The sequence below is a fragment of the Phaeodactylibacter xiamenensis genome (assembly GCF_000759025.1).
Taxonomy (GTDB): Bacteria; Bacteroidota; Bacteroidia; order Chitinophagales; family Saprospiraceae; genus Phaeodactylibacter; species Phaeodactylibacter xiamenensis.
On the sequence record NZ_JPOS01000090.1, the window covers coordinates 148,781 to 162,036 of the forward strand.

Here is a 13,256-nt window from a genome sequence, read left to right on the forward strand (position 1 = left end):
TGGGGCTACACTTCCAGCCCGTGCCAGCGCTGAGAGCGCATATACCAGAGGACAATGCCCATCATCACAATCCAGTACAGGATTTCAGAAGCCCACGCCCAGGGCAGTCCCAAGTTGGTATGGTTGACAACGATGTAGATGTATGCGAGGTAGACAACGGCGCAGATGGTTTGAATGATCAGCCCGAAGAAAGTCGCACCTGTCCCTGCCATCCCATTGAAGTACACACTACCGATACTGAAGGCTGTAAGAATGCCTGCTAATACATAAAAAACCGGTTGTGCTTCGGTGATCAGCGACATATCAGCCCCGCCCAGAAGCGGGTACAGCAATTCGTGCGGAAAAAGGACCACCGGCAGGGTGATGATCATGGTAGTCAGCCAGCAGATTTTAGCTGTTTTCCAGATAATGGGAACGACCGCCTGCCGCTTGCGCTGCCCAATGAAATTACTGACCAGCGTATTCACCCCGCTGGCAAAGCCCCAGGTGGGAATGGACAAAATGAGGTAAACCATGCGCACCAGGTTGGTAATGGCTAGTTCGCGTTCGCCCAGGTTCTCTACAATACCAAAGAAGACGAACCAGCTGCCCAGCCCGACAAAAGACTGCGCCACAATAGGCAGGGCCAGCTTGTACTGCTGCCTGATAAGCTCCAGGTCCACATTGGGCAGCTTGAACAGCCGGTAGCGGTGCGCTTCCCGGTCAAAGAAAATGTATACCATAAATACAGCAAAGGCAACAATCTCCGCGATTGTGCTCGCCAGCCCGGCCCCCGCAATGCCCATGGCCGGCAGGCCCCAGTGACCGAAGATCAGCCCGTAGTTGAGCGCAATATTCACAATGCCCAGAATGACCGTATCCACGATAATGAAGGTGGTCCGCGCCACCCCGGTATATAGTGCAATCACCGCCACCCCGGTATAACTGAAAAAGACGCCCCAGGAGCGGGTATCCAGGTATTCCAGGCTTTTCGTGAAAACGACTTCCGAATTGACAAACAGCCCGAAAAAGTAGTAGCAGCCGTACTGCATGATAAAAAACATGACCACTGCGAGCGCCAGTTCGAAGTAAACCATAGAGTAGAACGTCCGCCCCACTTCCTCCAGGGCCTCCTCCCCTGCCCTACGCGCGATCATAATCTGACCGCCCCGGGAAAACCCGTAGCCAATGGCGGCGATGACCAGGTAGAAGACACCCACGAAGCCAATTGAAGCAAAGTCCTCCTCGCTCAGGTGGTACAAAAACACGCTATCGCTGAGCGCCACCACGTTCTGTGCGGCGCTGCCCAACATGATAGGAGCCGAAATGGAGAGGATCTGCCGATATGACGTGCGTAGGCGCATGGGTGGCAAAAGTAGGCAGGCAGAAAATGATTAGCACTAATTTACCCTCAATTTTCAAAATTTTCCTGCAATCTTTGACCTTTGTATCCATTTATCGTGTCTCTTACTAAACTTTCACCTGACCTTAATTTTTAACCATGAGATTATATACTTTCCTGATGGCGCTGATCATAACTGTGGCGCTGCTGTCCTGCGGGAGCGACCCCGCTGGCCAAACCGAAAAAACAACCAGCAAGATGTACGAAAAAACCGGGCTTGAACAGCCCCAGGCTGCCAAAAAACCTAAAGAACTTACCATCCACGGTGATACCCGCGTAGACGACTACTACTGGCTCAACCAAAGAGAGGACGAGGAAGTCCTCGCCTATCTGAATGCCGAAAATACTTACACCAAAAGCATGATGAGCCACCTGGATACTTTCCAGGAAAAGCTATACCAGGAAATCATTGCCCGGATTAAACCGGATGACACATCCGTACCCTACAAGGATAACGGCTATTTTTATATTACCCGGTTCGAAAAAGAAAAGGAATACCCGATTTACAGCCGTAAAAAAGGCAGCCTTGATGCCCCGGAGGAGATTATGCTCAATGCCAACGAACTGGCGGAGGGCTTCGATTACTACAATATTGGTGGACGGGCTGTCAGCCCCGACAACCGGCTGCTGGCTTACGGGCAGGATACACTGAGCCGCCGCATTTACACCCTGCGCTTCAAAAACCTGGAGACGGGCGAGATGCTGCCCGATCAAATCCCCGGCACTACCGGAAGTGCGGTGTGGGCCAATGATAACGAAACGGTATTCTACACCCTCAAAGACGAGACTACACTGCGCAGCTATAAGGTCATGCGCCACCGCCTTGGCACACCAGTTGAGGAAGATGTGGAAGTCTACAGTGAAGACGATGCCACCTTCCTGGCATTTGCCTACAAAACCAAATCGGATAAATATATCGTAGTGGGCTCCTATGCTACCCTTAGCCAGGAATACCGGGTTCTGGACGCCAATAAGCCTGAAGGGGAATTCCGCATTATTCAGCCCCGGGAACGCGGCCTGGAATACAGCATCGCCCACTTTGGCGACCATTTTTACATCCGCACCAATCTGGATGCCCAAAACTTCCGGCTCATGAAAACACCGGAAGAAAAGACTACAAAGGACAACTGGGAAGAAGTCATCCCCCACCGCAAAGATGTGCTGCTGGAAGACATGGAAATCTTCAAGGACTACCTCGTGCTCTCTGAGCGCAAGGCTGGCATCACTCAGCTAAGGGTGCGCCCATGGGAAGGTGAAGAACACTACATCGACTTCGGTGAGGATGCCTATCTGGCATACACATCTGTCAATCCGGAGTTCGATACCAAAATTTTGCGCATTGGCTACACGTCCATGACTACCCCCAATACCACTTACGACTACGACATGGAAGGGCGGACTTTCGAACTGCTCAAGCAGCAGGAAGTGGTCGGTGGCTTCAACCCGGAGGAGTACCAATCAGAGCGGCTGATGGTCAAAGCCCGGGACGGCGTAGAAGTGCCCGTCTCCATGGTGTACCGCAAAGGCTTCAAAAAGGACGGCACTCAGCCGCTGCTCCTGTACGGCTACGGTTCCTACGGCAACAGCATGGAGCCCTACTTCAGCTCGGTGCGCCTTAGCCTGCTCGACCGGGGCTTCGCCTATGCTATTGCCCACATTCGGGGCGGGGAGGAAATGGGCCGCCACTGGTACGAAGATGGCAAGTTGCTTAACAAGAAAAACACCTTCACTGATTTCATTGACGTTGCAGACCACCTCGTTGCCGAAAACTACACAAGCAAGGAGCAGTTGTTTGCCATGGGCGGCAGCGCCGGCGGCTTGCTGATGGGCGCGGTAATCAATATGCGCCCCGACCTTTGGAAAGGCGTAATCGCGGCGGTCCCCTTTGTGGATGTGGTCACAACGATGCTCGACGAGTCTATCCCGCTAACCACCGGTGAGTTTGACGAATGGGGCAATCCAAAAGACAAAACCTACTACGACTACATCAAGTCCTACTCGCCCTACGATAATGTGGAGGCCAAGGAATACCCGGCTATGATGGTCACGACCGGGCTGCATGACTCTCAGGTGCAATACTGGGAGCCCGCCAAGTGGGTTGCCAAGCTTCGTGAAGTCAAAACCGACCAGAACCCATTGCTGCTGCATACCAATATGGAGGCAGGCCACGGGGGCGCTTCGGGCCGCTACCAACGTTATAAGGAAACCGCTATGGAGTATGCCTTCCTGCTTGATTTGGCTGGCCGGGCGGAAGTGACAGAGCCCGTTAAGGATTAAGACGTAGTAAAACTGTTTTTGCAAGCGGGAGCGCTCTAACCTTCGAAGAAGGTGAAGCGCTCCCGCTTACGTTATACTGACGATTAAGTGGTTTGCCACAGCAAACCTACTCAATATCAGCATTTACGCTGAGAAGTGGCTTGCGCTTGCCCTGACAAGCTATGCTTCGTCAGTGGCCGATGTCGCAAATCCAAGATTCCAGACGATGAATGTCTGGATCAAAGACCCGACATTTATCGTTCCCCGTGCTCGCCGTTAGCGTCAGTAGGCGACCACTTCGTATTGCGTATACCACGCTCTACGCTTCAAAATTGCCTGTTTCTGACACCCCTGCCTGAACCAAGTCAGGGTTTCTGCCATTTATTACATTGGGTTGGTGCAATACTTCCCGGACTAAGTCTGCATAACAAATTGCACTTTTTGAATAGCCTGGCAGCATTTGCTGTTTGCCTTGGATAAGCTGGAGCAGAGCGGGAAGCTCTACCCCAGCAGCCCTAGCGCTTAAGTGCAGAGGTTTGCCTTTCTGTTTTGTGCAATTTGTTATACACGCCCGGACGCAAAGCCCGTTTCAGGAAACCTTATTTTTCCGTATATTGCCCAATTATGCTGATATTGAGTGGTCTGCCACAGCAAACCACTCAATATCGGCATTTACGCTGGAAAGTGGCTTGCGCTTGCCCTGACAAACTATGCTTCGTCAGTGGCCGATATCACAAACCACTTCGTATTGCGTATACCCTAACCAATTCTCAAATTATCTCAAATCGTTATTTGTATGAGTGTTGAAACCATTAATAATCTTCAGCTCATTAAAGAAAGTGCGCGCGACTTCGCTGAAAACTACATCCGTCCTCACGTTATGGAGTGGGACGAGTCTCAGGAATTCCCGGTCGAAGTGTTCCAGCAAATGGGACAGTATGGCTTCCTCGGCGTATTGGTGCCGGAAAAATACAACGGTTCCGGACTGGGCTATCAGGAATACATCACCGTGATCGAAGAGATCGGTAAGGTATGCGGATCGATTGGGCTTTCAGTGGCTGCCCACAACTCTCTGTGCACCAATCATATCCTGATGTTTGGTAATGAAGAGCAAAAGCTAAAGTACCTGCCCAAGCTGGCTACCGGCGAATTTATCGGTGCCTGGGGCCTTACAGAGCCCAATACCGGAAGTGATGCCGGGCGCATGAAGACTGTCGCAGAACAAGATGGCGACTACTACGTGCTTAACGGCGCCAAGAACTTCATCACCCACGGCAAATCGGGCCACGTAGCCGTTGTGATTGCCCGTACCGGCGAGCCACTGGACAGCCACGGTATGACCGCCTTCATCATTGAACGGGGCACACCGGGCTTCGAAGCCGGCAAAAAGGAAAACAAGCTGGGCATGCGCGCCAGCGAAACGGCAGAACTGATCTTCAACGACTGCCGGGTACACAAAAGCCAAATCCTCGGTGAGGTAGGCGATGGCTTCATTCAGTCCATGAAAATCCTGGATGGCGGCCGGATCTCCATTGCTGCTCTCGCACTTGGCATCGCCAAAGGCGCCTACGAGGCATCCGTACAGTATTCCAAGGAGCGGCAGCAGTTTGGCAAGCCGATTTCCTCCTTCCAGGCCATCGGCTTCAAGTTGGCTGATATGGCGACTAAAATCCAGGCTGCTGAGCTGCTCACCCGCAAAGCCGGGCGCATGAAAGACAATGGCGAGCGGGTAACCAAAGTATCCGCCATGGCCAAGTACTACGCTTCTGAAGCTTCCGTGGCGATTGCCAATGAGGCTGTTCAGATTTTCGGCGGCTATGGCTATATCAAAGATTTCCCTGTGGAGAAATACTACCGGGATGCCAAGCTTTGCACCATTGGAGAAGGCACTTCTGAGATTCAGAAACTGGTCATCTCCCGCGAGGTGTTGAAGGAAGGATAAAAACAAAATGGGGGAATCAGCATTATAACTGGTTTCCCCATTCTAATTTCAACTGTAGAGCAGCACGCACCGCTTTACCCGCCCAGCCAAGTCCGAAAATCACTTACCCGGTCCCGGCTTACTGTCGTCTCTTCCCCATCCTGCAGCTTAATTTTCAGACGGGCATTGGAGTAAACCGTCGTTTGGTCAATCGCCTCAATGTGGACGATGTACTGCCGGTTGGTCCGGAAGAAGTACTTTGGATCAAGCAGCGCTTCGAGTTCCTCCAGGGTGTACTCCAGCGCATGCTTTTTGCCATCTGCATGGCGGATCCAGGTCGTTTTATGCTCCGTGAATAGATATCTGATGTCTTCTGCCCGAATGCTCAGGAACTGATGCCCTGTTTTCACCACAAAGCGTTCTTTGTATCGCCTTTGCATGGATTGCAGCAACTGCTCCACCTGCTGTAGCTGAACCGTAGGCTGCCCAAATTTCTCCTTCAAATCTTCATACTGTGCCAGCGCCTGCTCCAGGTCGGTCTTTCCAATGGGTTTGAGCAAATAGTCAATGCTGTTGACTTTGAAGGCTTTCAGCGTGTACTGATCGTAAGCCGTCGTGAAAATGACCGGACAGGGCACCTTTACCGATTCAAATACCTGAAAACTCGCCCCATCTGCCAGCTGAATATCAAAGAAAGCCAGATCAGGCCGGACACCGGTACTAAAATAGCTGACTGCATCCTCTACAGTGTCTAAAATGGCCAGGATTTCAATATCAGGCCGCAATTTTTCCAGCATTAGCTGCAGGCGCTCTGCTGCGAGTGCTTCGTCTTCCAGGATGAGTGCACGCATTATTGTTCGTTGAGTTGAAGGATAGGTACTTTGACAGAGAAAGTGTTGTTCTCTGTCTTCACTTCCAGGGACTGCCCGCACAGATAGCGGTAGCGTTCCTGAATATTAGGCAGCCCTACGCCCAGGGAGGTCTACTGATTTCCCTTTAGCTGTAGGGAGTTGCTGATCGTCAGCGTGCCATTTTGCCGGGTGATCGACAGGTGCAGGGGCTGCTTTTTGGAAGCGATGTTGTGCTTTACCGCATTCTCGGCCAGCATTTGAAGGGTCAGGGGCACGACGGCATCGGTTGGCTCTACGTCCACTGCGGTCTCCACTTTCAGTGACTCACCAAAGCGGATTTCCAGCAAAAAGAGGTAGGCTTTGAGCATTTCCATCTCCTGCTCCAGTGAAATCAGCTCCTGTTGCTGCGTTTCCAGAACATAGCGGTACACTTTTGACAATTGTTGGATGAACTCCGCAGCCAGGTCAGCGTCTTTGTAGACCAGGTTAGACAACACATTGAAGCTATTGAACAGAAAATGTGGATTCACCTGGTTTTTGAGGGCTTCATACTTGGCTGCCAGGGCGGCCCGTTTATGCTCCTCGGCTTCCTTGAATGAGGCTTTCCAGGCGAGGAAAAAGCCGCGGCCATGCAGGAAAGTCCCCACGAATAAAGTAATCAGCACTACCGTCAGTGGGAAGGTATAGCCCACATTTCTCAGAGCCTGCAAAGGAGCGATACCGTAAACCAGGCCTGCATAAAGGAAAAGCACCAGCATGGCCACAACGAGCGAATAGAGCACCATCAGTACCAGGCTTACTACTACCCTTTTTGCGGGGGCTTCCAGCCAGGGTATTTTAGTGTCTAACCACTCTACCAGCATTCCGCTACCTATTCCGATGAGTACCCAAAGAATGCCATTCACCGTGAAATTGGACAGAAATTCCACCCACTCCCCTTCGGCAAGCAAATACCAGCCGAAGGTAAGAGTGATTGCCCCCCCGCCCAGCAGGAATTGTTTGAGGAGGCTTTTCCACCTCAGGTCTCGCGTCCAGCTATGATTTTGTTCTGACATTATTTTTCTTCTTTTTCCAGTTTAGCAGTAGCCTGTTCCAGCAGCTGTTGGTTGAAGTAGCTGCCCCAGGCAGGGTGCATTGGCGACGCAGGCTCGTAGCTTTCGAACCGTTCCGCTGCTTTTTCCAGATAGGATACCGCACGCTCCGGTCCGCCGCCATACATAGCAGGCATATAAAACAAGTGCATGCCCATCAGGTGGTAAGCTCTTGGATGATCAGGCCCGGCTTCGATAGCTGTTTGGTAAGCGGCTACGCTCTGCGGGCTGTACATTGGGCCGTTACCCATAGGGTCCGCCCAGATATGCCCTGTGTAAATATAACCCTGCAGGGCGAGAATTTCCGGATTTTCGGGAGAGATCTCTTTGGCTTTATCCAATGCGCCCTGCGCTTTTTCCAGGAAAGCGGTGATTTGGTCCGGCTTGCCCTGCTGCATGGCGCCTACCGCTTGCATGATGTGGCAGTAAGACTGATAGTAGGCCGGCAGCCATTCGCCTTCGGGAGCGGCAGCGGTGATGCGCTCGAAAGTATTGGCCGGAGCGGAAAAGTCGCGGGTTTGCTCGGCCGCCTGCAGCTCGCCTACTGCTTTTTCCATGGCTGCAGTGTACCGGTCGTTTTGTGCGAAGGTGGAAATGGACAATGCCAGGCTGAAAAGAATGATTAAAGCTCTCATGATAGTTGGATTTTTATGATATAAAAAATTAGTTACTAAAGGTGCTGCCTTCGCCTATGGAGACAAAGACGCCCACGAAAAAGAACCTTGGGGCCGGCGGGCGGATAGCCGTGGAAGTAAACCGCCCGTTGGGGTCCGGCTGATTTCCGAACCGCTCTCCGAAGGACTGCTCAAACCCGAGTACATTACTCACTGAGGCGTGCACGATGGTAAAGTGCCCGAACAGCTCGGTCAGGTAACTCAGGTTGAGGCTGAGGTCCTGGAAAGTTGGGGTACGCAAATCGTTAAACCGAGGGGTATTTGGATCATCATAGGGCCGTGGGCTGCCGAGCGTGTAGGTCAGCCCCACATTAGTCTGCAGCTCCTGAATCCAGTGCTTGTAGACCACCGACAGGTTGTGCTTTGCCGCAAAATCAGGCGTGGCAGCCACCGGAAAATCTTCATAGTGGCGCTCCGTATCCAGATAAGAATAGGATACCCAGAAGTCACCGTTAGGAATGCTCACCCGGTCCCGGTAGAAGAGGTCCAGCCCGCGGGCGTAGCCCTCACCGGAGTTCTCTGCCAGCCAGGGAGTGCCAGCGGGAAACTGCACCAGGTTTTGATATTCCTTATGGTAAAGCTCAGCGCGGATCGTACGCCCCCCTTTACGGTACTGATAGTTGACCAGATAATGATCGGCCCGCTCCGGGCTCAGATTTTGGGTAAACCGCAGCCAGTCTTGCTGTGGCGCCTGGTAAAAATGCCCGTAGGCAAAGGCAAACTGTCCGCCCTGACCAGCTTTATAGGCCAGGGAAAGGCGCGGGGACAACCGGTTGGCGTCAAGCAGATTGTACCGCTCTGCCCGAAGTCCTGCCCGCAGGGCAATTTTTTCACCCAGGTAGCCTTCCGTTTCTGCGAAAGCGGAGATATAGTCCTCCTGAAAAGCACTTTGGATGTCCGATTCCGTGTCCTGATAGTGCTCTTCGAAGTCACTATGTATCCACTCGGTCCCGAGCTTTAGGGCCCAGTCGTTTTCAAAGTAGCGGATGGCAACGGCGCGGCCCTGCATCATGGCGTTTGACCGGTCAACCGAAAAACGCTGATCAATGCGCTCGCTATCGTATCCGGCGGCAAGGCCAGCATCCAGCTGCCATTCCTCATCAATCAGCTGATGGTAGGTAGCGCTGCCATAGTAGTTGTCGTTTTGCAGGCTCAGCAGGGACTGCTCTGTGGGATTTTCCGGCAAGGGGTGCCGCATGGAGAAGCCCGACCACTGTGCATTGGCCTGTGCTTTGAGCAGAGCGCCATTGCTCATTTTTTGGCGGAAGCCCACCTGTGCCCCCTGTGCCGTGACCGGGTCTTCCCAGTCGATATTCTGAGGGACGAGCCGGGTGTAGGGACCCGGATTGGTATAGTCCACGCCAGCCGAAAGTGCGCTGTTTTCCCAACGCTCGGTATGGCTGACCCCCGCCCCGATGGTCATCATTGACAAGCTTGTGACGGAAGCTTCCGGCAGGTCTTTGGTCTGCAAAACCAGGGCGGAGGAAAGGGCATCGCCGTATGCGGCAGAGTACCCGCCTGTGCTAAAGGAAGTCCCTTTGAACAGGAAGGGGGAAAAGCGCCCACGGACCGGCAGATCCGGCACATTGCTCGTGTAAGGATTGGGCACCCGAAGCCCGTCAATAAAGGTTTGTGTCTCATGGGCATCACCGCCGCGTACGAATATGCGCCCGTCTTCAGCATTGGACTGCGTGCCCGGCAGGGTATTGAGGGCGGCTACGATATTGCCGTTGGAGCCCGCCGTGGTGACGATGTCGATGGGCTTCAGCAATACCGCTTTTTTCTCATCGCTCGCCTCAAAAGCCCCTGCAGAGATGACGACCTGCTGCAGTTCGCTGGCCTGTGGTTTCAGGCGGAATTCCAGCCAAAGGCTGTCCTTACCGATGGGGATCTGCTTTTCAAGCTGCTGAAAACCGATGTAGGACACCACAAGCGTCAGGCTGTCGCCGGGCAGGTAAGGCAGGTGGAATTGTCCATCCGCATCCGTGGAAGTGCCCTCGAAAGTGCCTTTGATGTACAAGTTCGCTCCTACTGCCGGGTCTGTTTTGCCAGTCAGTACCCGCCCGGCCAGGATGGACTGCCCGTTCAGGGCGGTAGTCAGGATTAGAAATGCAGCAAGGAAATATGTCGGTTTCATCTCAGTTGCTTTTGATCCAAAACTGCTGGTTATGCAGCGTTTGGGCAAAAACAACTGGCTGAATTGCACTCAGAGGTGGCTGAATTGCAGATTAGGGCAATTGTATTAACCTCGTCAAATAAACCGATCGCCCCGCCTGCACCAAAGCCACGTACTGCCCCGGTGGCACTTCAGACAATCGCAGGGTGTTGCTCCCTTGTGCTAGAGCATAGCTTGCCACGCCCTTGCCATCAATACTGAACACCTGGCAGGTGAGGCTGTCGGGAAGACCGGGCGGCACTTTTATCGAAAGGGTACGGTTCCCCAGGTAATTTAGCTGAACAGCGGGCGTTTCCTGTATGGGTTGTGGTTCAACGGATGTCGTTGCTGCCCCAAACCAGTCCATACCGCCATTGTCCAAAACGGCTCCGCTGAAATCGAAAAAGGTAGCATTCTCCTTGTGCGAGCCCTGCCCCCAGGGGGTATGGCAATCCGTACTCACCCAGGCCGGCTCCCAATAGAAAAGCCCGGAACCACCATTGCTGCGGACTGCTGCATCCAAGTCCAGCATCCATTGTTTTTGGGCCTGCGGGCTGATCGGGGCGTAGTCCGGGTGGGCGGTGGTAAGAATATTGGAAGCCTCATCTGCCCAATCCAACGTCCAGGGATATCCGGTTTCGAAGATCATTACTTCCTTGTCCGGATAGGCTTCCCGAAGGCTGCTGATAATGCTGCCCGTTTGTTGAATGGTGGCGGGCATGTGCCACTGCCAGTAATACGAAAGCCCGATGATGTCAAAATCCGTAACGCCATGATCGCTGAAGCCTTCCATAAGCCAGTGGGCATTAGTGGGGCCGGCAATGTGCAGGGCAGTGCGGATATTTTGCCCGGTTGCGGCTTCCACATCGGCCACAGCCTGTAGTCCGGTTTGAAACAGGGGGCCATTGCGGTCCCAGTCGAGCACCCAGCCAGCATCATTCACGGCGATGGGCAATAGAATTCCCCGATTAGTTTCGTTACCCACCTGTACCATTTCCGGGAGCAGCCCGCGCCCGTGCATCGCCATGAGGGTGCCGTGGATGTAGTTGTACAAAGAATCCTGCAGTACCGGCAGATCATCAGCCACCGGTGCCCAGGCGGCGGGTATCCACTGCCGGCCAGGGTCTGCCCAAAAGTCGGACAGGTGAAAGTCCAGCAGGATTTGCATACCCGCTGCCCGCACCCGTTGTGCAGAACGGCAAACGTCCTCAAAATCGCTGTAGCGCCGCCCGGCGTTGAGGGTGTCATACCAGCTTGGCGTATGCCAGAGACGCAGGCGGACGATATCACAGCCCGCATTGGCGAACAAAGCGTAGGGGGCTTGAGCCTCCCCGTTCAGACTGAAGACGGCTCCGCAATCTTCCATTTCATTGACATAGGATAAATCCACACCCCGGAGGAAATCTTCCTGGGCGCTGCCCCAAAAAGGCAGCAGCAGCGCGATAAAACAAACCCGGTAAAGCATTTTAAACATGTTGATCAATTAAAATCTGATTCCTGTCCGTCTCTGCCAATGCAACACTCGCCGGAGCTTTGACTGCTTCTTTTGCTTCCTGAGCCAGTTTCAGTCTCCTGGCTTTTAGGGCTTCTGTATCAGATGTACGTCGTCAGCGTCACCCAGGGATTATGCGCATTGGCTACTTTGGATTCCCCTCACTATCGGTCTCAAGAATAAACAAATTAGTCTCTGACAGAGCAGTAATCTCTCTATTGACATTGCCAAGCACTAACAAATCGCCATTGGCCTTTTCTACTACTTTGAAAGCTGCATCGGATTCAGTGCCACCATAAACCTTATCCCAAATAATCTCACCTTGGCAATCAACTTTTGTAAGCATCACATCAAATTCTCCATTCCCATAGCTAGAGGTATTCGCTAGTAAAAGATAATGACCATCAAGTGTTTGAATCCCGCCTACAGAGATATCCAAACGCTCTCCTTCAAATTTTCGCTCCCAAATTATATTTCCAGCGGTATCCATTCTTATCAACACCACATCGTTTCCTGAGGAAAAGCTAACCATGATTTCATCATCCTGCATGCTTACAATACGGGCGGAATTGGGGTAAACCGGTCCTGATTCTACAATCGTTTCCTGCCAGATTAAATTACCTTCCAAATCAAACTTATACAACTGAACCTCAACGTCAGGAAAGCCTAATGATTTTTCTGATATCCCCATAAGGAATTCCTGCCCGGGAAAATAAAGCAGTGGCCCTGCTATACTGACCGTGGTATTTTCAAGAAGCTTCGACCAAATCAAATCTCCCTCCGCGGAAACTCTGCTCAAGTGCAAGTTGTTTTCTATACTAAGACCCTCTGCGTTCTCACTGAGTACCATATAATCACCATCAGTCAGTTGCACCATCGATGAACTTTGGAGCTCCCTATCGTCCTCATATAAAGTATGGCTCCAAGTGATAGTCCCTATCTCGTTAATTGTTGAAAACTTAAGCCCTCTTTCTGTTTCATTATCCGGATTTTCGGCATTATTGAAAAGCAAGTAATCACCCTCCGGAGTGCTGCTTAGCTTCATTGAACTAAAGCGGTTTTGCCTTCCCCCCGGCAAGAGGGTCATCCAGGAAATTTCTTTTCCCTGGTTTAAGCTCAGCACCATAGGCCTTGCATTGACAAGCCCGTACGGCGCTTCCGCTCCGGCAACAATTATAGATTCTTCATCGGTAAGTAGAAAGTCAACCCCATAAAGAGGAGCATCGAACCGGGTAAAATAGGTACTCTCGTAAGACTCGACTCCCTTGCGGAATTCCGGTTTTGAACAAGCTACGAGAAAGCATAGGAAAGATAAATAGCAAATGGGGTTTTTCATTAGCCTTAAGGGTTAAATTGAACGGCCTGACAGCACTTTAAATGAGCGCTTTCAAATAGAATGCACCAATAGCACAAAATACAACTTTTGGAATATTTT

Annotated in this window: 9 protein-coding genes; 2 read left to right on the top strand and 7 right to left on the bottom strand. The window is 52.2% G+C overall.

Translation table 11 applies throughout. From position 1 onward, the window contains the following. Positions 1-5 precede the first annotated feature (5 nt). Positions 6-1,343, bottom strand: a complete 1,338-nt coding sequence (locus tag IX84_RS26685) for an MATE family efflux transporter (protein WP_044228411.1) — start codon at positions 1,341-1,343, stop codon at positions 6-8. Between the two features lie 137 nt (positions 1,344-1,480). On the opposite strand from IX84_RS26685, the gene IX84_RS26690 reads away from it, so the two are divergent. Then, on the top strand, positions 1,481-3,658 hold the full coding sequence (locus IX84_RS26690; RefSeq protein WP_044228414.1) for a S9 family peptidase: 2,178 nt from the start codon (positions 1,481-1,483) through the stop codon (positions 3,656-3,658). 775 nt (positions 3,659-4,433) lie between these two features. Continuing rightward, positions 4,434-5,579 (top strand): acyl-CoA dehydrogenase family protein, encoded by a 1,146-nt coding sequence (locus tag IX84_RS26695; protein WP_044228417.1) that lies wholly within the window; start codon positions 4,434-4,436, stop codon positions 5,577-5,579. A gap of 74 nt (positions 5,580-5,653) precedes the next feature. Here IX84_RS26695 and IX84_RS26700 read toward each other — a convergent pair whose 3' ends face one another. From IX84_RS26700 to IX84_RS26725, 6 genes are all read right to left on the bottom strand, one after another. Then, the gene (locus IX84_RS26700) at positions 5,654-6,409 is read right to left on the bottom strand and encodes a LytR/AlgR family response regulator transcription factor (RefSeq protein WP_044228420.1); all 756 of its coding nucleotides are present in this window, start codon (positions 6,407-6,409) and stop codon (positions 5,654-5,656) included. Between the two features lie 131 nt (positions 6,410-6,540). After that, positions 6,541-7,464 (bottom strand): sensor histidine kinase, encoded by a 924-nt coding sequence (locus IX84_RS26705; RefSeq protein WP_044228423.1) that lies wholly within the window; start codon positions 7,462-7,464, stop codon positions 6,541-6,543. Then, positions 7,464-8,135: a tetratricopeptide repeat protein gene (locus IX84_RS26710; RefSeq protein WP_044228426.1), complete on the bottom strand. Its 672-nt coding sequence runs from the start codon at positions 8,133-8,135 to the stop codon at positions 7,464-7,466. The genes IX84_RS26705 and IX84_RS26710 overlap by 1 nt, the downstream gene beginning before the upstream one ends. Positions 8,136-8,163: 28 nt before the next feature. Beyond that, on the bottom strand, positions 8,164-10,311 hold the full coding sequence (locus tag IX84_RS26715) for a TonB-dependent receptor (protein ID WP_044228429.1): 2,148 nt from the start codon (positions 10,309-10,311) through the stop codon (positions 8,164-8,166). 91 nt (positions 10,312-10,402) lie between these two features. Then, positions 10,403-11,803, bottom strand: coding sequence for a glycoside hydrolase family 53 protein (locus IX84_RS26720; RefSeq protein ID WP_044228432.1), 1,401 nt, complete (start codon positions 11,801-11,803; stop codon positions 10,403-10,405). A gap of 163 nt (positions 11,804-11,966) precedes the next feature. Further along, positions 11,967-13,157 (bottom strand): hypothetical protein, encoded by a 1,191-nt coding sequence (locus IX84_RS26725; RefSeq protein WP_044228435.1) that lies wholly within the window; start codon positions 13,155-13,157, stop codon positions 11,967-11,969. Between the last annotated feature and the right edge of the window lie 99 nt (positions 13,158-13,256).

Bases quoted from the DNA above. Each gene is read 5' to 3' on its own strand.
- IX84_RS26685 (WP_044228411.1), bottom strand. From the start codon at position 1,343: ATGCGCCTACGCACGTCATATCGGCAGATCCTCTCCATTTCGGCTCCT.
- IX84_RS26690 (WP_044228414.1), top strand. From the start codon at position 1,481: ATGAGATTATATACTTTCCTGATGGCGCTGATCATAACTGTGGCGCTG.
- IX84_RS26695 (WP_044228417.1), top strand. From the start codon at position 4,434: ATGAGTGTTGAAACCATTAATAATCTTCAGCTCATTAAAGAAAGTGCG.
- IX84_RS26700 (WP_044228420.1), bottom strand. From the start codon at position 6,409: ATGCGTGCACTCATCCTGGAAGACGAAGCACTCGCAGCAGAGCGCCTG.
- IX84_RS26705 (WP_044228423.1), bottom strand. From the start codon at position 7,464: ATGTCAGAACAAAATCATAGCTGGACGCGAGACCTGAGGTGGAAAAGC.
- IX84_RS26710 (WP_044228426.1), bottom strand. From the start codon at position 8,135: ATGAGAGCTTTAATCATTCTTTTCAGCCTGGCATTGTCCATTTCCACC.
- IX84_RS26715 (WP_044228429.1), bottom strand. From the start codon at position 10,311: ATGAAACCGACATATTTCCTTGCTGCATTTCTAATCCTGACTACCGCC.
- IX84_RS26720 (WP_044228432.1), bottom strand. From the start codon at position 11,803: ATGTTTAAAATGCTTTACCGGGTTTGTTTTATCGCGCTGCTGCTGCCT.
- IX84_RS26725 (WP_044228435.1), bottom strand. From the start codon at position 13,157: ATGAAAAACCCCATTTGCTATTTATCTTTCCTATGCTTTCTCGTAGCT.